Origin of the sequence: Streptomyces sp. NBC_00539 (genome assembly GCF_036346105.1) — a bacterium.
Taxonomy (GTDB): domain Bacteria; phylum Actinomycetota; class Actinomycetes; order Streptomycetales; family Streptomycetaceae; genus Streptomyces.
Genome location: NZ_CP107811.1, coordinates 5,064,049 through 5,084,716, shown reverse-complemented (window position 1 = coordinate 5,084,716; position 20,668 = coordinate 5,064,049). Strand labels below are relative to the sequence as shown.

General features: G+C 73.5%; 18 protein-coding genes. 9 read left to right on the top strand and 9 right to left on the bottom strand.

All coding sequences use genetic code 11. The features are described from left to right. Nucleotides 1-26 precede the first annotated feature (26 nt). From OG861_RS22795 to rsmH, 3 genes are all read right to left on the bottom strand, one after another. Nucleotides 27-1,997 carry a peptidoglycan D,D-transpeptidase FtsI family protein gene (locus OG861_RS22795; protein WP_329194555.1) on the bottom strand — a complete coding sequence of 657 codons (1,971 nt, stop codon included), beginning with the start codon at nucleotides 1,995-1,997 and terminating at the stop codon, nucleotides 27-29. A gap of 90 nt (nucleotides 1,998-2,087) precedes the next feature. Next, a complete protein-coding gene (locus OG861_RS22790) occupies nucleotides 2,088-2,501 on the bottom strand; it encodes a hypothetical protein (RefSeq protein WP_329202126.1) in 414 nt (137 codons plus the stop codon). A 77-nt stretch (nucleotides 2,502-2,578) separates the two neighbouring features. Further along, nucleotides 2,579-3,508: a 16S rRNA (cytosine(1402)-N(4))-methyltransferase RsmH gene (rsmH, locus tag OG861_RS22785; protein WP_443056756.1), complete on the bottom strand. Its 930-nt coding sequence runs from the start codon at nucleotides 3,506-3,508 to the stop codon at nucleotides 2,579-2,581. A gap of 341 nt (nucleotides 3,509-3,849) precedes the next feature. Between rsmH and OG861_RS22780 the strand changes: the two genes are divergently transcribed. From OG861_RS22780 to OG861_RS22765, 4 genes are all read left to right on the top strand, one after another. Continuing rightward, a complete protein-coding gene (locus OG861_RS22780) occupies nucleotides 3,850-4,401 on the top strand; it encodes a beta-class carbonic anhydrase (protein WP_329194559.1) in 552 nt (183 codons plus the stop codon). A gap of 154 nt (nucleotides 4,402-4,555) precedes the next feature. After that, nucleotides 4,556-5,566, top strand: a complete 1,011-nt coding sequence (locus OG861_RS22775) for an AAA family ATPase (protein ID WP_329194561.1) — start codon at nucleotides 4,556-4,558, stop codon at nucleotides 5,564-5,566. Then, nucleotides 5,566-6,930, top strand: coding sequence for a DUF58 domain-containing protein (locus OG861_RS22770; protein WP_329375173.1), 1,365 nt, complete (start codon nucleotides 5,566-5,568; stop codon nucleotides 6,928-6,930). The genes OG861_RS22775 and OG861_RS22770 overlap by 1 nt, the downstream gene beginning before the upstream one ends. After that, the gene (locus OG861_RS22765; protein WP_329194564.1) at nucleotides 6,927-9,332 is read left to right on the top strand and encodes a transglutaminase family protein; all 2,406 of its coding nucleotides are present in this window, start codon (nucleotides 6,927-6,929) and stop codon (nucleotides 9,330-9,332) included. Before OG861_RS22770 ends, OG861_RS22765 begins: the two co-directional genes overlap by 4 nt. A 403-nt stretch (nucleotides 9,333-9,735) precedes the next feature. Here OG861_RS22765 and OG861_RS22760 read toward each other — a convergent pair whose 3' ends face one another. Genes OG861_RS22760 through OG861_RS22750 form a run of 3 tightly spaced genes read right to left on the bottom strand, consistent with a single transcriptional unit; the run spans nucleotide 9,736 to nucleotide 13,491 of the window. Further along, on the bottom strand, nucleotides 9,736-10,368 hold the full coding sequence (locus OG861_RS22760) for a TetR/AcrR family transcriptional regulator (protein ID WP_190182138.1): 633 nt from the start codon (nucleotides 10,366-10,368) through the stop codon (nucleotides 9,736-9,738). Nucleotides 10,369-10,397: 29 nt separating this feature from the next. Next, nucleotides 10,398-12,485 (bottom strand): YhgE/Pip domain-containing protein, encoded by a 2,088-nt coding sequence (locus OG861_RS22755; RefSeq protein ID WP_329194566.1) that lies wholly within the window; start codon nucleotides 12,483-12,485, stop codon nucleotides 10,398-10,400. Then, complete coding sequence (locus OG861_RS22750) at nucleotides 12,457-13,491, bottom strand: ATP-binding cassette domain-containing protein (RefSeq protein ID WP_329194569.1); 1,035 nt, start codon at nucleotides 13,489-13,491, stop codon at nucleotides 12,457-12,459. The genes OG861_RS22755 and OG861_RS22750 overlap by 29 nt, the downstream gene beginning before the upstream one ends. Before the next feature lie 226 nt (nucleotides 13,492-13,717). On the opposite strand from OG861_RS22750, the gene OG861_RS22745 reads away from it, so the two are divergent. The 5 genes from OG861_RS22745 (at nucleotide 13,718) to OG861_RS22725 (ending at nucleotide 17,939) form a co-directional block, all read left to right on the top strand. Next, entirely contained in the window at nucleotides 13,718-14,212 is a 495-nt protein-coding gene (locus tag OG861_RS22745) for an SAV_6107 family HEPN domain-containing protein (RefSeq protein WP_329194570.1), read from the top strand. 98 nt (nucleotides 14,213-14,310) lie between these two features. Further along, nucleotides 14,311-15,069 (top strand): methyltransferase, encoded by a 759-nt coding sequence (locus tag OG861_RS22740; RefSeq protein ID WP_329194572.1) that lies wholly within the window; start codon nucleotides 14,311-14,313, stop codon nucleotides 15,067-15,069. Nucleotides 15,070-15,376: 307 nt separating this feature from the next. Beyond that, the gene (locus tag OG861_RS22735) at nucleotides 15,377-15,778 is read left to right on the top strand and encodes a DUF3040 domain-containing protein (RefSeq protein ID WP_329194574.1); all 402 of its coding nucleotides are present in this window, start codon (nucleotides 15,377-15,379) and stop codon (nucleotides 15,776-15,778) included. 92 nt (nucleotides 15,779-15,870) lie between these two features. After that, complete coding sequence (locus tag OG861_RS22730; RefSeq protein ID WP_329194575.1) at nucleotides 15,871-16,497, top strand: DUF4126 domain-containing protein; 627 nt, start codon at nucleotides 15,871-15,873, stop codon at nucleotides 16,495-16,497. 44 nt (nucleotides 16,498-16,541) lie between these two features. Beyond that, the gene (locus OG861_RS22725) at nucleotides 16,542-17,939 is read left to right on the top strand and encodes a phytoene desaturase family protein (RefSeq protein WP_329194577.1); all 1,398 of its coding nucleotides are present in this window, start codon (nucleotides 16,542-16,544) and stop codon (nucleotides 17,937-17,939) included. 63 nt (nucleotides 17,940-18,002) lie between these two features. On the opposite strand, the gene OG861_RS22720 is transcribed toward OG861_RS22725, so the two are convergent. From OG861_RS22720 to thiE, 3 genes are all read right to left on the bottom strand, one after another. Further along, a complete protein-coding gene (locus OG861_RS22720) occupies nucleotides 18,003-18,914 on the bottom strand; it encodes a hypothetical protein (protein WP_329194579.1) in 912 nt (303 codons plus the stop codon). A 53-nt stretch (nucleotides 18,915-18,967) separates the two neighbouring features. After that, entirely contained in the window at nucleotides 18,968-19,882 is a 915-nt protein-coding gene (gene metF, locus OG861_RS22715; protein WP_329194581.1) for a methylenetetrahydrofolate reductase [NAD(P)H], read from the bottom strand. A 116-nt stretch (nucleotides 19,883-19,998) separates the two neighbouring features. Further along, on the bottom strand, nucleotides 19,999-20,631 hold the full coding sequence (thiE, locus tag OG861_RS22710) for a thiamine phosphate synthase (protein ID WP_329194583.1): 633 nt from the start codon (nucleotides 20,629-20,631) through the stop codon (nucleotides 19,999-20,001). Nucleotides 20,632-20,668 lie beyond the last annotated feature (37 nt).

Below are 20,668 nucleotides of genomic sequence, written 5' to 3'. Positions count from 1 at the left end.
CACGCGTCTGGGGCTGGGCGGTCGGTTCACTGGCCGGGCTGCGGGCCCGTCCGGGGTGTGGGCTGCGGGGCCGGCGGGGGCGCGACGTCATAGGTGACGGGCAGCCCGGCGGGGGCGGTTCCGGTGGGGGCGACCTGGAGGGTCTTGAGGGCGAACTCCATGACCTTCTTGTAGATCGGTCCGCAGATCTGGCCGCCGAAATAGCTGCCCTTGGTGGGGTTCTGGATGGCGCAGTAGACGGTGATCCGCGGGTTGTCGGCGGGTGCGAAGCCGGCGAAGGAGGCGGTGTAGCCCTTGTAGCGGCCGGTGGCCGGATCCACCCGGTTGGAGGTGCCGGTCTTGCCGCCGACCCGGTAGCCGGGGATCCGCGCCTTGGTGCCGGTGCCCTCCTGGTCGTCGACCACGGATTCGAGCATCTGCGCGAGGGTCTTGGCGGTCTCCTTGCTGACGACGCGGGTCTGCCCGGGCGCCTTCGCCGGGGTGAAGCGGCCGTCGGGGCCCTTGGTGCCGCGCACCAGGGTCGGCTCGATCCGCACCCCGTCGTTGGCGATCGTGGAGTACACCGAGGCCGCTTGCATGGCGTTGAGGGAGAGGCCCTGGCCGAAGGGGATCGTGAACTGCTGCGAGGTGGACCAGTCCTCGGGCTTGGCCAGGATGCCGCGGGATTCGCCCGGGTAGTTCAGGCCGGTGGGCTGCCCGATGCCGAACTTGTTCAGGTAGGAGTAGAGGACCTTGTTGGCCTCGGTCTGGGTGCTGCCGAGCTGGCCGGTGGCCAGGATCGTGCCGATGTTCGAGGACTTGGCGAGGACCCCGTTGAGGGTCAGGTACCAGGTGGGGTGGTCGATGTCGTCCTTGAAGAGCCGGTCACCGCGGTGGAGCCGGTTGGGGACCTCGACGTGCGTCTGCGGCGTTGCCTTCTTCTCCTCCAGTACGGCGGCCATCGACATCACCTTCGCGGTGGAGCCGGGCTCGTAGACGTCCTGGAGGGCCGCGTTGCCCATGGCGGTGGAGCGGGCCTTGCTGAGGTCGTTGGGGTCGAAGCCGGGGGCGTTGGCCATGGCCAGCACCTCGCCGGTGCGGGTGTCCTGGACGATGACGTAGCCGCGGTCGGCGCCGGACTTCTCGACCTGCTCGGTGATCGCGCTCTGCGCGGCCCACTGGATGTCGCGGTCGATGGTCAGTTCGATGTCCTCGCCGGGTACGGCGGGCTTCTCGCTGGATCCGGCGGTGGGGACGCGGCGGCCGCCGGACTGGGCGTAGGTCAGTTCGCCGTCCTTGCCGGCCAGCTTCCTGTCGAGGGCGGACTCCAGACCGCCGCCGCCCTTGCCGTCGGCGTTGACGTAACCCAGTATCCCGGCGGCCAGGTCGCCGTTCGGGTACACGCGCTTGCTGCTGTCCTCCTTGAACACGCCGGCCAGGACGTTGGCGCCGGGTCCGTTGTTCTTCCGGTCGGCGGCCGCCTTGTCGGCGAAGACCTTCTGGAGGTCCTTGATCTGGTTCCAGACCTGGGGGGTCTGGCGGCGGGCGAGGACGACGTAGCGGCTGTTCTTGGTCGCCAGCCGGCCCGCGATCTCCTTGGCGTCCTTGCCCAGGATCGGCGCGAGGAGGGCGGCGGCCTGCTGCGGGGCGTCGGGGGCCTTGCTCTCCTGCGGGGTGAACATCTTCGGGTCGGCGGTGATGTCGTACGCGTCGACGCTGGTGGCCAGGGCCACGCCCTTGCGGTCGGTGATCTCCCCGCGCTCGGCGGCCAGGGTGTAGCTGGCGAAGCGGTTCTCGGAGGCCTTGGCGGAGTACGCGGAGGCGTCGACGGCCTGGACCTGGAGGAGCCGGACGACGAAGGCGAGCATCACGAGGGTCAGGGCCACGCTGACCAGGCGCAGCCGGGGCTTGGGGCTGCCGAGGCGGATGGTGTGCGGTGTGCGTGGGGCTCCGGGGCGGCCCGTGGCCCGCGCCCGCGGGAAGCCGGGCTCCCGCCGCCGCGGCACCTGCGGGCTCACGTGCCCGCCCCGTGGCGCCGGCCCGCCGCCGGGGACGTGCCCCGGGCCCCGGGCCCCCGTAGCCGGCGGGGCTGGATTCGGTTCACGACGTCACCTTCCGGAGGAGGGCGAGCCCGCCGGGCTCGGGGTGGGTGAGGCGGCCGCGGCCGGCGGGGCGGGCGATGCGGCCGGGCTCTGCGCAACCGGCGGGGCGGCGGGCGGGGGCGACGGCGGGGGCGGTGTCTCCGCCGCCGCAGGGGTTCCCGCGACCTTCCCGTCCGGACCGATGAAGACCGGGCTCCCGCCGGGCACCAGGCCCAGCTCGTGCGCCCGGCGCTGGAGGGCGTCCGGCGCCGAGTAGCCGTCGACGTCCCGCTGGAGCTCCTGCTGCTCGTCGCGCAGGACGGTGGTCTCCTTCTTGAGCTTGCTCAGCTGGAAGGAGCCCTGGTTCAGCGCCGAGTTCAACAGCAGCAGGCTGATCAGCCCGCCGCCGAGCAGGGCCACCACCAGCAGGACGAACGGCATCCGCGCCGCCTGCCCGGCCGTCCCCGGCCCGGCCCCCGTCCCGCCGCCGCCCGCGCCCCGCAGCAGCCCGCGCTTGGTCACAGTCGCGCCTCCCGGATGCGTTCGACCCCGCGGAAGCGCGCCGGGGCGGCCCGCCGGTTCTCGGCGATCTCCTCCTCCGTCGGGAGCTCCGCACCGCGCGTGAGCAGTTTCAGCTTCGGCTGGTACCGCTCCGGCACGACCGGCAGCCCCGGCGGCGCGGTGGAGGCCGCGCCCGCGGCGAAGACCTGCTTCACGAGCCGGTCCTCCAGCGAGTGGTACGACAGCACCGCGATCCGGCCGCCGACCGCGATCCGGTCCACGGCCGCGGGAATGGCCCGCTCCAGCCCGGCCAGCTCGGCGTTGACCTCGATCCGCAGGGCCTGGAAGGTCCGCTTCGCCGGGTTGCCGCCCGTACGCTTCGCCGCCTGCGGCAGCGCCTCGCGGATCACCTCGACCAGCCGGGCGCTGTTCGAGAACGGTTCCTTCCCGCGCTCGCGCACGATCGCCGAGACGATGCGCTTGGCCTGCTTCTCCTCGCCGTACTGGCGCAGGATGCGGACCAGCTCGCCGGGCGCGTACGTGTTGAGGACCTCCGCGGCGCTGATGCCCGTCGTCTGGTCCATCCGCATGTCCAGCGGCGCGTCCTGCGCGTACGCGAACCCGCGGTCGGCTTCGTCGAGCTGCATGGAGGAGACGCCGAGGTCGAAGAGGATGCCCTGGACGGCGGGGATGCCCAGGCCGTCCAGCACCTCGGCGAGGTCGGCGTAGATGGCGTGGACCAAGGTGGCCCGCTCGCCGAAGGGCGCGAGCCGCTCGCCGGAGAGCCGCAGGGCCTCCTTGTCGCGGTCCAGGCCGATCAGGTGGACTTCGGGGAACCGGGTGAGGAGGGCCTCGCTGTGGCCGCCGAGGCCGAGGGTGCAGTCGACGACCACGGCCCCGGGCCTCTCCAGTGCCGGGGCCAACAGGTCCAGGCACCGCTGGAGCATCACCGGGACATGTCGGGACTCGCTAGTCAAAGCGCCCTCTCAGATAACGGCGCGGCAGGCATACGCCGCGCCGCGCACGCGGAGTGTTACCAGGGGGCCGGGCGGCCGGTGGGGGCCGGGCTCCGGCCGGTTCGCGTCACTTTAGTGCAACGGTCGCCGCGGTCAACGAACCGCCCCGCGCGCGGTGCGCCCCGCTCGAACGGAACCCGCAAAAGCCGCCAATCACCCGGACGGCCGACCCCGCCCCACCCCTGTGGGTTAGCTCACACCAAGTCCCGTTGACCTTCTTTGTCCACCCTCGCTCAGTGCCGCGAGGGGCCGTGACCACTAACGTCGTATCCATGACGACTTCCGCATCCCTGCCCGCAGACTCCGCAGCCAAGGCATCCGGCGGCCGTTCGGTCACCGACCGGCTGGTGGAGGCGAACCGGAGGTACGCCGCCCAGTTCACGGACCCCGGTATGGACGCACGTCCGGTGCTCCACGTGGCCGTCGTGGCTTGTATGGACGCCCGCCTCGACCTGCACAAGGCCCTCGGTCTGGAACTCGGCGACTGTCACACCATCCGCAACGCCGGCGGTGTCGTCACCGACGACACCATCCGCTCGCTCACCATCAGCCAGCGAGCGCTCGGCACCCGCACGGTGATACTGATCCACCACACCGGCTGCGGCCTCGAAAGCCTGACCGAGGACTTCCGCCACGAGCTGGAGGACGAGGTGGGCCAGCGCCCCGCCTGGGCCGTGGAGGCCTTCCGGGACGTGGACCAGGACGTCCGCCAGTCCATGCAGCGGGTACGGACGAACCCCTTCCTGCCCTTCAAGGACGATGTGCGAGGCTTCGTCTTCGACGTACACACCGGGCTCCTGCGGGAGATCGATCCCGTCTCCTGAGTGACACAGCGCCGCAACGCCGTCAACAATGCGGGGTGACGCCACCCGGGAGCCGTCGGGCCCGGCGTCACCCCCGGCGCGTCCGGGGGTTTCGGGGTGGGCCGGTTCATGCGCCAAGGGGCGTCGGCCCTGGAAAAGGGCCGAGGAGAACCAGGTGACCACGTACGACGACCGAGCGAGCCTCGCGGATCTGACCAGCACGGCGGAGCGGGTGCGCGACTCGGTCGAGAGCGTCATCGAGGGCAAGCCCGAGGTCGTCCGCCTCGCGCTGACCGTGCTGCTCGCCGAAGGGCACCTGCTGATCGAGGACGTGCCGGGCGTCGGCAAGACCATGCTCGCCAAGGCGCTCGCCAAGTCCATCGACTGCTCGGTGCAGCGCATCCAGTTCACCCCGGACCTGTTGCCCTCCGACATCACCGGCGTCAGCATCTACGACCAGCAGCGCCGCGAGTTCGAGTTCAAGCCCGGCGCGATCTTCGCGCAGATCGTCATCGGCGACGAGATCAACCGCGCCTCGCCGAAGACGCAGTCGGCGCTGCTGGAGTCGATGGAGGAGCGGCAGGTCACCATCGACGGCACCACCTACGCGCTGCCCAGCCCGTTCATGGTCGTCGCCACCCAGAACCCGGTGGAGATGGAGGGCACCTACCCGCTGCCCGAGGCGCAGCGCGACCGCTTCATGGCGCGCGTCTCCGTCGGCTACCCCAGCCGTGAGGCCGAGCTCCAGATGCTCGACGTGCACGGCGGCGTCTCCCCGCTCGACGACTTCCGGGCCGTCGCCCACGCCCACGACATCACCAAGCTGATCGAGGCCGTCCGCGAGGTGTACGTGGCCGAGCCGGTCCGCCGCTACGTGGTCGACCTGGTCTCCGCCACCCGCAGCCACCCGGACCTGCGCCTGGGCGCCTCGCCCCGCGCCACCTTGCACCTGCTGCGCGCGGTCAAGGCGTCCGCGGCGCTGTCGGGGCGCGAGTACGTACTTCCCGACGACGTCCAGCAGCTCGCCGGGCACGTCCTCGCGCACCGGCTGCTGCCCACGGCGCAGGCCCAGCTGAACCGGCGCACCGCCGAGCACGTGGTCGCCGACATCCTCCAGCGCACCCCCGTCCCCGCCGCGCACGCCCGCGGCGAGATGCCGCCCGGCGCGGGCCTGCGGGGCTTCTGATGAGCGCCGGTGCCCCGCACGGCGCCGGTGCGACGGCCGAGGGCGCCGACGGGCTGCGGGCCTCCCTGTCGGGGCTGACCACCCGCGGCCGGTCCTTCCTGGCCGCCGGGGCCGCCGCCGCCGTCTGCGCCTACGTACTGGGCCAGAGCGAACTGCTCCGGGTCGGGCTGCTGCTCGCCCTGCTGCCGCTGGTCTGCGTCGTCGCCCTGCACCGCAACCGCTCCCGGGTCCGCGGCAGCCGGCTGCTGACCCCGGCCCGCGTGCCCGCCGGGGGCGAGGCCCGGGTGCAGCTGCGCATGGAGAACGTGTCCCGCCTGCCCACCGGACTGCTGATGCTCCAGGACCGGGTGCCCTACGTGCTGGGGCCGCGGCCCCGTTTCGTGCTGGACCGGGTCGAGCCGGGCGGCCGTCGCGAGGTGTCCTACCGGGTCCGCTCCGACCTGCGCGGCCGCTACCCGCTGGGCCCGCTCCAGCTGCGCCTGACCGACCCGTTCGGGATGGTCGAGCTGACCCGTTCGTTCAGCACCTACGACACCCTGACCGTCGTCCCGCGCACCGAGGCCCTGCCCCCCGTACGGCTGGGCGGCGAGTCCTCCGGCTACGGCGACGGCAGCCGCCGCTCGCTGGCCCTGGCCGGGGACGACGACGTGATCCCGCGCACCTACCGGCGCGGCGACGACCTGCGCCGGGTGCACTGGCGCTCCACCGCCCGCTACGGCGAGCTGATGGTGCGCCGCGAGGAACAGCCCCGGCGCAGCAAGGCCACCGTCCTGCTGGACACCCGGCACGACGCGTACGAGGGCGCCGGACCCGGCTCCGCCTTCGAGTGGGCCGTGTCGGGCGCCGCCTCGACCCTGTTGCACCTGCTGGAGCACGGCTTCTCGGTACGGCTGCTGACCGACACGGGCGACTCGGTCCCCGGCGGGGCGGGCGGCGGGTTCTCCTCCGGGCCCCAGGAGTCCGCCGAGGCGGCCGGGCTGATGATGGACACCCTCGCGGTGGTCGGCCACTCCGACGGCCCGGACCTCGTCGGCGCCTACGAGGCGCTGCGCGGCGCGGGGGACGGGGGCGGCTTCGCCGGAGCCGGCTCCGACGGGCTCCTCATCGCCTTCTTCGGGGACCTGGACGACGTACAAACGGAACTGGCGGCCCGGATGCGCCAGCGCAGCGGGGGCGCGGTGGCGTTCGTCCTGGACTCCGCGGCCTGGACCGGCCTGCCCTCCCGGGTGGAGGAAACCCTGCGCCGGCTGCGCGACGCGGGCTGGACGGCGCTGGCCGCCCCGCCCGGCGCCGCCTTCGCCGACCTGTGGCGCCGGGCCGGTGCCACCGCGCTCGGCACGACTGCCTCCGGAGGCCGCCGATGAGCGGGCAAGCACGGCTGACGCTCTTCGCACTGCTGGCGACGCTGCTCACCGCGTGGTCGCTGACGCCGCTGGTGGAGTCGCCCGGCTGGCTGGTGCAGGCCGCGCTGCTGCTGGGCGTGCAGAGTCTGGTCGGCGCCGGCGCCCGCAGGGTGCCGCTGGCCCGGCCCCTGACGGTCGCCGCGCAGTTCCTGGTGTCCCTGCTGCTCCTCGCGCTGCTGTTCGCGGGGAAGGCGGAGAACCCCTCGGGCGGGGTGCTGGGCTACCTGCTCACCGACTTCGGGTCGCTGTTCGGGCAGGGCGTGCGGGACGTCGGCGAGTTCGCGATACCGGCCCCGACGACCGACGGCATCCGGCTGCTCCTGCTGGCCGGGGTGCTGCTGATCGGGCTGATGGTGGACCTGCTGGCCGTCACGATGCGGTCCGCGGCCGCGGCCGGGCTGCCGCTGCTGGCGCTGTACTCGGTGGCCGCCGGGCTGTCGGCGGGCCGCGGCGGCGCCTGGCTCTCCTTCCTGCTGGCCGGCTGCGGCTACCTGATGCTGCTGCTGTCGGAGAGCCGGGACCGGCTCGCGCAGTGGGGCCGGGTGTTCGGCGGGGCGGCCCCGGGGCACGTCGGCGGCGGGGGCGGCGCCCAGGCCGTGGCTCCCGTACGCACCGGACGGCGGATCGGCGCGGTCGCGCTGGGCCTGGCGCTGGTTGCGCCGGTGGCACTGCCGGCCATGGGCGGCGGGATGCTGGGGACCGGCGGCGACGGCGCAGGCAGCGGCCCCGGCGGCGGGACGATCTCGGCGGTGAACCCGCTGGTCTCCCTCCAGAGCAGCCTGAACGCGCAGGACAACCGGGTGGTGCTGCGCTACCGCACGGACAGCCCGCAGCTCTCCGAGCAGTACCTGCGCATCCTGGCGCTCGACGAGTTCGACGGCGTCAAGTGGGAGGCTTCCGGGCGGCCCCTGACGGACGTCCCGCCGCGGCTGCCGAACCCGCAGGGGCTGAGCAACCTGGAGGTGCGGCGCAGCGCCGCCGAGGTGCGCACCACCGTCTCGGCCGCCGAGACGTACGCCCAGCGCTACCTGCCGATGCCCTACCCGGCCACGCAGGTGGACATCGGCGGGAAGTGGCGCTTCGAACCGGTCGGCCGGACCCTGGTCGGCGACCAGCTCGGCAAGGACGGCTTCCAGAACGTGCAGGGCGCCCAGTACACGGTCCGCAGCCTGCTGCTCCAGCCCACGGCGGAGCAGCTCCAGCACGCGCCGCCGACGGACCCCCTGGTCATGAACGAGTACACGAGGCTGCCGGACAACCTGCCGGCGGTCGTCGGCGACACGGCCCGGCGGGTCACCCAGGGCGCGAAGGACGGCTACACGCGGGCCGTGATGCTCCAGGACTTCTTCGCGGTGAGCGGTGGGTTCCGCTACGACACGAGGGTGTCCTCGGGGACGGGTTCGCAGGCCATCGCCCGGTTCCTGCAGGACAAGGAGGGGTTCTGCATCCACTTCTCGTTCTCGATGGCGGCGATGGCGCGCTCGCTCGGCATCCCGGCGCGGGTCGCGGTGGGTTTCACGCCGGGCACCAAGCAGTCGGACGGCAGCGTGAACGTGACGATGCGCGACGCGCACGCCTGGCCGGAGCTGTACTTCGAGGGCGTGGGCTGGACCCGGTTCGAGCCGACGCCCCGGTCCGGGATCTCGCTGCCGGACTACGGCCGCACCGACACCCCGACGGCCCAGCCGTCCGCCCCCGCCTCACTGCCGTCGCAGAACGCGTCGGAGCCGGCGACGGCGCCTTCGCAGTCGGACGCCTGCCCGCCGGACCTCAAGAGGCTCGGCGAGTGCGGGACCCCGGCGGCCGGGCAGGACGCGGGAGCCGGCTCCGGCGGTGTGTCGGCCCTCGGAGTGCTGGGCTGGACGCTGGGAGGGCTGTTGCTGCTGTCGCTGCCGCTGCTCCCGCTGCTGTGGCGCGGGCGGCTGCGGGCGCGGCGGCTGGCCTCGGGGGACGTGCTGCTCGCCTGGCAGGAGCTGGGTGACGCGGCCTGGGACGTGAACATCCCGCCGGACGGGGCGCTGTCGCCCCGGCGGGCGGCCGGGCGCACCGTGGCACAGGGCCGGCTGGAAGGCGAGGCGGCCCGGGCGGTGCACCGGGTCGCGGACGCGGTGGAGCGTGCGCTGTACGCACCTCCGGGGGCCGGGGTCCGGCACGAGGAGCTGGCGGACGACGTGCTGCTGGCGCGGGCCGGGCTGCTGGCGGCGGTGTCCCGGGGCACCCGCCTGAGGGCACTGCTGCTGCCGCGGTCGGCGGCCCGGACGGGCTGGGCGGTCTCGGCCAGGTGGTCGGCGTTCACCTCGGCGGTGTCCGCCCGCCTGGCGGCGGTCCGGCTGCCGCTGCGGGGGCGGGGCCGAGGGGCCTGAGAGCTGGGGGCCTGAGGGCTGCGGGGCCTGAGGGCTGGGGATCGAGGGCTGGCGGACTGCGGGCCCAGGGCTTCGGGGCTTCGGGGCTTCGGGGCTTCGGGGCTTCGGGGGCCGGAACGCCGGTGCGGCGGGGCTCGATCCCCCCGAGCCCCGCCGCACCGGCCGTGCCCACCGGGTTCCCCCTCCCGGTGCTGGACGAGGACCCGGTCCCGCTCCGCGGCCCCGTGTCCGCGGTGCGGGCCGAGCGGCCCCGTCCGTCGCCCCCAGTCTGCTGTCCGCGCAGGTGGGAGCCCATCCGTACGCGTACTCATTTCGCGGCCCGGGGGCGCCTAGGTACGGATACTCAGTTCTACGCCGCGACCGCGGCCCGGCGGCACCGCCGACCGGGGGTCACCCGTCGGTGTCACCGGCTCCCGCTGACGCGGCCCCGCAGCAGCAGCGACAGCGCCGAGTGCACGTCGTCCAGCGAGCGTTCGCTCTGGAAGGACTGCCAGTCCAGCGCGGCCACCAGCACCATGCCCACCATCGCCGCGGCCGTCAGCGGCACGTCGATCTCCGCGCTGAGTTCCCCGCGCTCCACGCCCTCCCGGAGCACGGTCTCCACCACGGCCACCGCCTCCCGGCGGACCACCATCAGCGTGGACTGCCACGCCCGGTTGGTCCGCCACAGCTCGGCGACGTACAGCTGGGTGAAGGCCGGGTAGCGGTCGATGAAGACCAGGCCGGCCCGGATCATCTCGTCCAGCGCCTCGACCCGGGTACCGCCCCGCGCCTCGGTGGACTCCGCCGCTTCCCGCAGCGAGGCGGTCAGCAGCCCCACCCCGTGGCGCAACAGCTCCTCGAAGAGATCGGTCTTGCTCGCGAAGTTGTAGTAGACCGTGCCCTTGGCGACGCCCGCCCGCTCGGCGATCTCATCGACCGTCGTCGCGGAGAACCCCTGCTCCGCGATGAGGGTGACAGCCGCTTCGTAGAGCTTCTGCCGGGTCGCCCGCCGCCGGCCGCTGCCGGTACCCGTACCGGTGCTGCTGCTTTCCATGGCGCTGATTCTCACAGGTCACCGGCTCCCTACAGGCTCAGTTCGGGGTGCAGCCGGTCCATCGTCCACACCTGCTTGCCGCGTGCGGCGAGCGCGGTGAGGGCGAGCGCCCCGACCGTGAAGGCCGACAGTACGGCGCAGCCCGTCCACACCGGCGTGAGGTCGCCGCCGGTGATGAGCCGGCGCAGGCCCTCGACGACGTACGACATCGGCAGGTAGGGGTGGACCGCGTTGAAGAAGCCCGGGCTGGTCTGGACGGGGTACGTACCGCCCGCCGAGGTCAGCTGGAGCATCAGGAACGCGAGGACCAGGATCCGTCCGGCCGCGCCGAACCTGGCGTTGAGCCACTGGACGATCGCGGCGAAGCAGGCGGTCACCAGCGCCAGGAAGGCGATGGTCAGCGCCGGACGGGACATCTCCAGCCCGAGGCCCCAGTGCAGTACGGACATCAGTGCCGCGACCTGCGCGACGCCGATCCCCGCCACGGGCAGCCAGCCCGCGAAGGCGATCCGCCACGGCGAGGCGCCGGTGGCCAGCGCCCGCTTGTTGAGGGGCGCGATCAGCATGTAGGCGACCATCGCGCCGACCCAGAGGGACAGCGGGATGAAGTACGGGGCGAAGCCGGTGCCGTAGTTGGGCGCCCGGTGCAGGGACTGGTTGGCGAGCCGGACCGGGTCGGCCATGACCTGGGTACGGGCGTCGCGCGCCTGCTGGTCGTAGTCGGGGATCTTGCCGGCGCCGTCGTGCAGGCCGCCGGCCAGCTGGCCGGTGCCGTCCACCAGCTTGTACATGCCGCCGTCGAGGGTGTGGGCGCCGTCGCCGAGCTTGCCGACTCCCTCCGCCAGGGCGCCGGAGCCGCCGGTGGCGGTGCCGAGCCCGGCGTGCAGCTTGACCATGCCCGCGGCGACCTGGTGGGCGCCCGTGTTGAGCGCGTTGACCTTGGCCACGGCCGTTTCGAGGTCCGAGGAGAGGCCGGGGGCGGCCGCGGCGAGCGCGTTGGCCTTGGTCTCCAGGTCGCCGAGCTGACCGCGGAGCGTGGTCAGGTCGCCGTTGGTGTCCTTGACGACGCTGTTGACGTCTCCGGCCAGCAGGGCGCCCTCGGCCGCGTCGTCCTTGATCTGCTTGAGGTCGGGGCAGGAGGCGAGGTGCGGCTCGGCGCCCGGGGTGACGCAGTGGTCCGTGTAGTACTTGTCGGTGCGGGCGGCGACCCGCTTGGTGACGACCGCCGCGGCGGGGGCCTTCTCGGCGAACTTGCCGAGGTGGTTGTTGACCACCTTGGCGGTGTCGGCGACGAGCCGGGCCGTGTCGGCGAGGGACTTGGGGTCCTTGACGAAGGGGCGCGCCTTGGCGGCCGCGCCGTTGACCTTGTCGGCGACCGTCTGGGTGCCGGCCGCGACCTCGGACGCACCGGTCTCCAGCTGACCGGCGGCGGAGTTCAGCTTCTTGAGGCCGCCGGTGAGTTCGCCGGTCTTCTCCTCGGCCGTGTCGAGGCCGTCGGCGAGCTCCTTGGCGCCCTGCTGGGCCTTGCCCGCGCCGTCCTTGAGCTTGTCGGCGCCGTCGGCGGCCTCGGCGGTCTTGTCGTGCAGGTCGGAGAAGCTGACGAAGATCTTGTCGAGGAAGCCGCGGGAGGCGTTGGTGGACGCGGCCGCACGGACCTCGGAGAAGACGGTCTTGGAGATCGAGCCGACGATGTAGTTGTTCGCGTCGTTGGTGCGGACCTGGAGGGCGCTGGTGGCGGGGTCGGCGCCGGAACTGGAGGCGATCTTGGCGCTGAAGTCGGCGGGCATGGTGAGGGAGAGGTAGTACTTCCCGTGCTCCAGCCCCTTGGCCGCCTCGTCGGCGTCCACCTCGCGCCAGTCGAAGGTCTTGCTGGTGTGCAGCTTCTTCGTGATCTCGTCGCCCGCGGCGATGCGCTTGCCCTCGACGGTCGCGCCGCGGTCGGCGTTGACGAGGGCGACGGGGATCTTGTCGAGGCGGCTGTACGGGTCCCAGAAGGAGCAGAGGTACAGCGCGCCGTAGAGCAAGGGCAGCAGGAGCAGCGCGACGAGGGCGGCGGCGGGGAGCTTGCCCCGGCCGAACCGCTTGAGCTCAAGCGCGGCGAGTTTGGGTGAGCGCATCGTCTGCCCCCTTCGTGTCGTCGTCGGCGTCGTGGTCGGCGTCGTGGTCGGCGTGGCCGGGGCCGTCGTCGTGGCCGGGCTCGGCGTCTGCGGGCTCGGCGTCGGGCTTGGGGTCGGCAGCCACGTCGGCGGGGGCGTCGGCCCGGTCCGCCTTGTTCGCCTCGTCCGCCTCGTCCGCCTTGTTCACCTCATCCGCCTCATCCGCCTCGTCGGTGCCGGCCGTGGGACCGGCGCCCCAGGTGATCTTGGGGTCCCGGGCGGGGCGGGCGACCGGCGCCTGGGGCGGCTGGGGCCGCGCCGGCTCTTCGGCGGTGGCACCCAGGCGCAGGACCGTCGCGTCCTGGGGGGCCTCGCTGCACACCCCGAGGACGGTGGTCCCGCGCTCGGCGAGCGAGCGCAGCAGGGCCCACGCTCCGGCGCTTTCGGCGGCCGGGAGTTTGAGGTCGACGTCGTCGAGCGCGAGCAGCCGGGGTGAGGCCAGCAGGGCGATGGCCACCGACAGCCGCAGGGCCTCCAGCCGTTCGAGGTCGCGCACGGCGGTGCGCGGCCCCTTGGGCAGCGTGCCCAGGTCGAGTCCGGCGGCGGCGAGCACCTCCTCGATCCTGGCCGCGGTGGAGACGCGGCGCTCGCCGCGCGGGCGCAGCAGGGCGCGCACGGGGCCTTCGTAGCGGCGCTGGAGCAGGGCGCCCTCCCGCAGCTGTTCGGCGACAGTGAGGGCCGGGTCCAGGTCGTTGACCCCGGGTACATGGGCGAGGGCGGAGATCCGGCGGACCGCGGCCATCTTCTTCGGCAGGCGGTGGCGGCCGATCTCGGCGTGCCCCTCGGTGGGCTTCATCCGGCCGGTGAGGGCGAGCAGGAGGCAGGTGCGGCCACTGCCCGAGGGACCGACGATCGCGACGAGCGACCCGGGCTCCACGTCGATCCCCACTCCCCGGAACACCCAGCCCCGCGGGCCCTTGAGTCCGAAGCCCTCGGTCTTGACGGCCGCGCCGTGTGGGCTGTCCACGTCGCCCCCCTCCTTTTGAACTGACTGGTCAGTTCAAAAACTATCAGGCTTAGTCGTCCTTCGCCCGACGAGGGGGCCCAACCGCCCGAACCCGCAGGTCAGCGCGATTGTCAGTGGGGCCCGTCACGATGGGGACAGTCAGTCGAAGCACCACCCCGCACCACTCGGCACCACCCCCGCACCATCCAGTCGCTCCGCAGCAGTACGCATCGACAGGAGGTTCGTCATGGCCACACCGTCCCCGTCCCCTGTCCACCCCGTCCCGAGGAAGTCGGCGGCCCCACCGGCCGCCCTCGATCTGCTCGCCAAGGCCCACGACGGCCTGGCCGAGGCTGCGCTTCTGCCCCGGCCCAACGAGCGGTACGCAACCGCACACCTCGCGGCCCTGCGCGCGGCCGCGGCCGTCCTCGCCGCCCGCGCCCGGCCCGAGCCGGTGCACCCGCGCCGGCGGCCGCGGATCCGCAGCGCGTGGGAGGTACTGCCCGAGATAGCGCCGGAGCTGACGGAGTGGAGTGCCCTGTTCGCCTCGGGCGCCGCACGCCGGGCCCGGGCCGAGGCGGGCATACCGGACGCCGCGACCGGCCGGGACGCCGACGACCTGGTCCGCGAGGTCGGGATGTTCCTGCGCCTGGTCGAACGGATGCTGGCCCTCGCGCCCGGCGGCCCGGGCGGCCGGCAGGGCGTACCTCGACCCCGGCCGGAGCGTCCGCAGGCGGGATGACCTGCCCGGCTGCGGGAGGCAATAGGGTGGGGCCCTGTACCGCCCGCCCTCCCCCGGCTGCCGCCGGGAGGTGCCCCTACGCCGAGGAGTCATCAGTCGTGTCGGACACGTCCCGCCCCCGCGCCTCGCTCCGCACCGCCGTGGTGTGGGAGGTCCTCAAGGAGGTCCTCGACCGCCGGGTGAAGGCGACCGGCCGGGACGTCCTGGACGTACTGGACACCGGGGGCGGCACCGGAAAGTTCGCCGTGCCGGTGGCCCGGCTGGGCCACCGGGTCACGGTGGTCGACCCCAGCCCGAACGCGCTGTTCGGGCTGGAGCGCCGGGTCGCCGAGGCGGGCGTCGCCGAACTGGTGCGCGGGGTCCAGGGCGATGCCCAGGGCCTGCTGGACGTGGTCGAGCGGGACGCCTACGACGTGGTGCTGTGCCACGGCGTGCTGGAGTACGTGGACGACCCGGCCGAGGGCGTGGTCAACGCCGTCGCCGCCCTGCGCCCCGGCGGCGTCCTCAGCCTCCTCGCCGCCGGCCTCGGCGGAGCGGTGCTGGCCCGCGCGCTGGCCGGGCACTTCACCGAGGCCCGCACCGCCCTGACCGACCCGGCCGGCCGCTGGGGCGCGGGCGACCCCGTGCCGCGCCGCTTCACCGCCGAGCAGCTGGCCGAAGTCGTCGGTGGAGCCGGACTCGAAGTCGGCCCGGTGCACGGCGTCCGGATCTTCGCCGACCTCGTCCCCGGGGTGCTGGTGGACACCGAGCCCGGCGCCGTGGAGGCGCTGCTGCGCCTGGAGGAGGCCGCCGCAGAGCTGCCCGCGTTCCACGCGGTGGCCACGCAGTTGCACGTCCTGGGCGAGAAGCCCGCCTGATCTGCGGAGCTGCCGTGCACGGGCTTCGTCGGACACCCTCCGAACGGGCCGCCGTCCCCGTATGATCGAGCACACCGGTCGGCATGGCGGACCGGTCATTGGGGAATAAGCGCCTCACTGACCATGCCCGCGACGGTGCGGTCTGACGCTGCGCTTCTCCCAGGCGACGTTTTTCCGGCAGTGTTTTTCCAGGCGGTGCAATTTCGAACCTGGCGCAGAGGGCGGGTGTCACGGGGGCGATTCCCCGCCTATCCTGAAAGGGACCCCTGGTCGCTCCCCCCGCGACCGACGGATGAGGAGGACTCCCGTGCCGCTCTCGGAGCACGAGCAGCGAATGCTCGAGCAGATGGAGCGAGCGCTGTACGCCGAAGATCCCAAGTTCGCGACAGCGCTTGAGGGAAGCGGACTGCGCACGTACACCCGGCGACGGGTCTACCAGGCAGTCGCGGGCATTGTGGTGGGTATCGCGCTCCTCATGACCGGTGTGATCTGGCAGAGCGTGCTCTGGATCAGCGTGGTGGGCTTCCTCGTCATGCTGGCCTGCACGGTTCTCGTCGTCACTGGTTGGCGCAAGGCACCCAAGCCCGGTGAGCAGCCCGTCTCCGGAGGTGCAGGTGGTTCGGCCCGCGGGCAGAACCGGCAGCGCCGGTCCATGATGACCCGCATCGAGGAACGGTGGCAGCGCCGCCGCGACGAACACGGACAGTGATCGGCTCCTGCTCCCCGTCCGACATGACGTGACTTCGAGAGGGACGGCCGCCGTACGGCGGCCGTCCCTCTCCGCTGCGGCATGATGGCCCGATGACAGTGCTCCCCCTGGTCTTCACCAGCGGCTGGGCCAGCGGGATCAACGCCTACGCGGTGGTCCTCCTGCTCGGCGTCTTCGGCGCGACGGGGCTGAGCGACGACGTGCCCGCCGCCCTCCAGCGCCCCGACGTCCTGATCGTCGCGGGCGTGCTGTTCCTCTGCGAGGCGGTGGCCGACAAGATCCCGTACGTGGACTCGGTGTGGGATTCCGTCCACACGGTGATCCGCCCGGTCGCGGGGGCAGTGGTCGGCGCCCTGCTGGCCGGGCAGAGCGGCTCGCTCTCCGACCTCGCCGCCGCTGCCATCGGCGGCTCCACCGCGCTGGCCAGCCACCTCGTCAAGGCGGGCACCCGCATGGCGGTGAACACCTCCCCGGAGCCGTTCAGCAACATCGTGCTCAGCACCGCCGAGGACCTGGGCGTGGCCGGCCTCGTCACCTTCGCGATGTTCAACCCCCGGGCGGCGGCGTTGATCGCGGCCGTGCTGCTCGCCGCGGGCCTGGCCCTGGTGGTCTACCTCTGGACCCGGATCCGCCGCTACCTGCGCCGCCGGGCCCAGCGCCGCGAGGAGCGGCGGCTGGCCGCCGAAAGCCGCCGGGTGACGGGCACACCGCCCTACTGACCTCGGTCGATCCTGTTCCCGGCCCGCTCGGTAGGCTCCACCGCATGGCACGAATTGCGGTGATCGGCGCCGGCATGGGCGCGATGGCGACGGCGGCCCGGCTGGCCGTGGCGGGCCACCGGGTGACGGTGTACGAGCGCGGCTCCACCTACGGCGGCGCCGTGGGACGGTACGCACGCGACGGCTTCGCCTTCGACACCGGCCCCGGACTGCTGCACCTGCCCGCCGTCTACCGCGACCTGTTCGTCAAGACCGGCAAACGGCCCCTGGAGGAGTGCGTCGACCTCGTGCAGGTCGACCCCGCCGTTCGGCACGTGCTGCCCGACGGCACGGTGGTGACCCTGCCCAACGCCTCCCGCGGCGGCTCGGCCGCCGCCCTGGACCAGGCCTTCGGGGCCGGCGCCGGGGCCCGCTGGAGCGACGTGCTCGGCCGCGCCCGGGACGCCTGGGACGCGACCCGGCGCCCCCTGCTGGAGGAGCCGCTGCGCCCCGACCGGCAGGCGCTGGGCGAGGATCCGTACCCCGCGCTGCGCAGGAGCGGCCTGCTGCGGCGCCGGCCGCCCACCCTGGCCGAGGTCGCCGCGCGCGAGCTGGGCGGCCCGCTGGCGCAGTTGCTCGCCGAGCGGGTGCTCGCGTACGGGCTGGACCCGGCGACGACGCCCGCCTCCGCGGCGGTGCTGCCGTACATGGAGCAGACCTTCGGGAGCTGGTACGTGCGCGGTGGGCTGCGGGCGCTGGCCACCGCCGTCCACGAGCGGTGCCGGGAGCGGAAGGTCGACTTCGTCTTCGGCGCCGGGGTCCGGGAGGTCGTGGAGGAGGGCGGCCGGGCGGCCGGGCTGCTGCTGGCCGACGGCGGGGCGGTGGAGGCGGACGCGGTGGTGTGCGGGGTGGACCCGAGGACGCTGGCCATCCCGCTCGCGCCGGGTTCCGCGCCCGCCCGGAGCACCGGGCCGCGCGCCCGGTACACCCTGTTCCTCGCCCTGCGCGGGGCTCGCCCGGCGGACGCCGTGCACCGCACCCTGGCCGGGGGCGGCGTCACCGTGCTGCGCCCGGACGACCCGGCCGCGGTGCCCGACGCGGAGCACGAGGCCGTCACCGTGCAGGCCGTCGCGGCCCCCGGTGCGGCGCCCTCGGCCGGGGAGCTGCTGGCGGCGGCCGACCGCGCCGTGCCCGGGCTGCGGGAGCGGCTGCTGTGGCACGAGCTGCGCACCCCGGCCGACATCGCGGAAGCCACGGGCGCGGTGGACGGCGCGGTCCCGGCTCCCGCGCTGGCCGGGGCCGGCGGCCGGCTGCTGTACCCCGCGAACACCACCGCCCTGCCCGGGCTGTACCTCGCGGGCGGCTGGGCCCACCCGGGCGGCGGCCTCCCGCACGCCGGGATGACCGGCGCCCTGGTGGCCGGGCTGATCGTGGAGGGCACCGGGTTCCGCGGCTCGCGTTGACGGCCCCGCACGGCCACGGCCCCCTGAAGGGCCCTGTACGGCCCTGTAGGGGCCCCGGGCGGCTCAGTAGCGGTATTGCTCGTAGCCGCCGGGGTCGCCCTGGTACGGGTAGCCCTGCGGCTGCTGGGGCGGCTGCTGGTCCTCCGCGGGGTAGGGCTGGGCGGCGTCGCGCTGCTGCGGGACCCAGACCCCGCCGGGCGGGGTGTCCATGGAGTACTGCTGGCGTCCGTAGTCCCCGTACGCGGTGTAGTCGTACTCCTGCTGCGGGGCGACGCCGCCGGTGCCGATGTACGGGTCCGAGTAGGCGGCGTAGACCTGCTGTTCGGCGCCCGGGTAGCCGGTGGAGTAGTCGTAGCCGCCCTGGCCCTGCTGGTCGTAGTACGCCGCGAACTGGTGGGCGTCCTGCTCGGCCGTGGTGAACGGTGAGGCGAAGGCGGCGGTCTGCGCGGGGTGTTCGGAGTACGCCTGCGTCTGGGGGGCGAAACTCTGAATCCCGTAGGAGCCCGTCTCCTCGGGCACCGGCTGCGGGGTGAAGACGTCCTCGTCCCCCGCGTCCGGGTCGTTCCGGCCGGCCGCGTCCCGCCCGGACGACGCCTCGTAGTCCGGCAGTTCGCCCTCGGTCCCGTACTCCAGCGCCGTCACCTCCAGCGCGGGTTCCGTGCGCGGCGGGCGCGGGGCACCACCGCTGCGGCGCCGTCCGCCCTTGCGCACGGGTTCCCCGCCACGGCGCAGCGCCCAGCCGGCCACGAAGCCCTTGCGGAAGGAGAGCGTCACCAGGGTCTGGCCCACCGCGAACGCGGTCGCGCCGACGGCGATGACCGGCACCGACGGCAGCACCACCCCGGCGACGACGCCGACGAACCCGGCGAAGGCGAGCAGGCGCCAGCGGAGCCGGGCCTTGTACTGCATCAGGACCTCGGCAAGCAGCCACAGCGCGACGAAGCCGAACGCGATGTAGAGGACCGTCATTCCCATGCATGGCCCCTCTCGTACGGCCGACCACCGCGCGGGAAACGGGGGCCGGCCGATCAGGCCCGCTGGTGCAGACCCAGGTTTTCGTAGATCTCCAGAGTCGCCGTGGAATTGTTCAGCGTGATGAAGTGCAGCCCCGGGACACCCTCGGACAGCAGCCGCGCGCAGAACTCCGTGGCGAACTCGATGCCAATGGAGCGTACAGCGGCCGGGTCGTCCTTGACGGCGAGCATGCGGTCTTTTACTGCCTCGGGGAAGACGGCGTTGCTGAGTTGGGGCAGTCTGTCGAGCTGCTTGATCCCCACAACAGGCATGACCTCGGGGATGATCGGGGTCTCGCAGCCCGCCTTCTGGACGCTGTCGCGCAGCCTCAGATAATTCTCCGGGTCGAAGAACATCTGCGTGATGGCATAGTCTGCGCCCGCACGGCACTTGTCCACGAAGTGCCGGATGTCCGAGTCCCAGTCCTGCGAACGCGGGTGCATCTCGGGGAAGGCCGCGACGCCCACGCAGAAGTCGCCGGATTCCTTGAGGAGGCGCACCAGGTCCGCCGCGTAGTCCACGCCCTCGGGGTGCTTGACCCAGGGACCCATGGGGTCGCCCGGCGGGTCACCGCGCAGCGCGAGCATGTTGCGGATCCCGGCGTCGGCGAACTGCCCGATGACGTGGCGCAGCTCCGCGACGGAGTGGTCCACGGCGGTGAGGTGGGCGACGGGGGTCAGGGTGGTGTTCGCCGCGATCTGCTCGGTGGCGCGTACGGTGCCGCCGCGGGTGGAGCCGCCGGCCCCGTAGGTGACGGAGACGAAGCTGGGGGCCACCGCTTCGATCCGGCGCAGGGCGTTCCAGAGGTTGCGCTCGCCCTTCTCGGTCTTGGGAGCCCAGAACTCGAAGGAGTACGAGCTCCCGGACGCGAGGAGGTCGCGGACCGTGTGTGCACGATCCGACCAGGTGGAAGCGGTACCAGAGGCCATACGGGCAGGTTAGACGGGGGGTGGCCGGTCTCGTAGCCCGGTCCGCCTTTTGGACAGCCTTTTGGACGGCGCTTCGGACGGCGCTTCGGACGGCTCGTGCAGGCGGCGGGGGCCCGTCACGCGCGCTCGCGGACCCGCTTGGCCAGTTCGGCGGCGGCGGCGCCGGGGTCGGTGGCCTCGGTGAGGGCGCGTACGACCACGATCCGGGTGGCGCCGGCGTCGAGCACCTCGTCCAGGTTCGTGGCGTCGATGCCGCCGATCGCGAACCAGGGACGGTCCTGGCGCAGGGAGGCCGCGTACCGCACGAGGCCGAGGCCAGGGGCGTGGCGGCCGGGCTTGGTGGGGGTGGGCCAGCAGGGGCCGGTGCAGAAGTAGTCCACGCCGGGCTCGGCGGCGGCCGCGTCGACTTCGGATTCGGCGTGGCAGGAGCGGCCGACGAGGACGGACCCGCCGAGGATGGCGCGGGCGGCGGGGACGGGTATGTCGCCCTGGCCGAGGTGGAGCACGTCGGAGCCGATGGCGTGCGCGACGTCGGCGCGGTCGTTGACGGCGAGCAGCTTGCCGTGGCGGCGGGCGGCGTCGGCGAAGACCTGGAGGTGTTCGAGTTCCTCGCCGGCCTCCATGCCCTTGTCGCGGAGCTGGACGATGTCCACCCCGCCGGCCAGGGCGGCGTCGAGGAACTCGGGAAGGTCGCCCTGCCGCTTGCGGGCGTCCGTGCACAGGTAGAGCCGGGCGTCGGACAGCAGCATGGGTGTACCCCCGTGGTCGTGGCGGTGTACGGGCCGC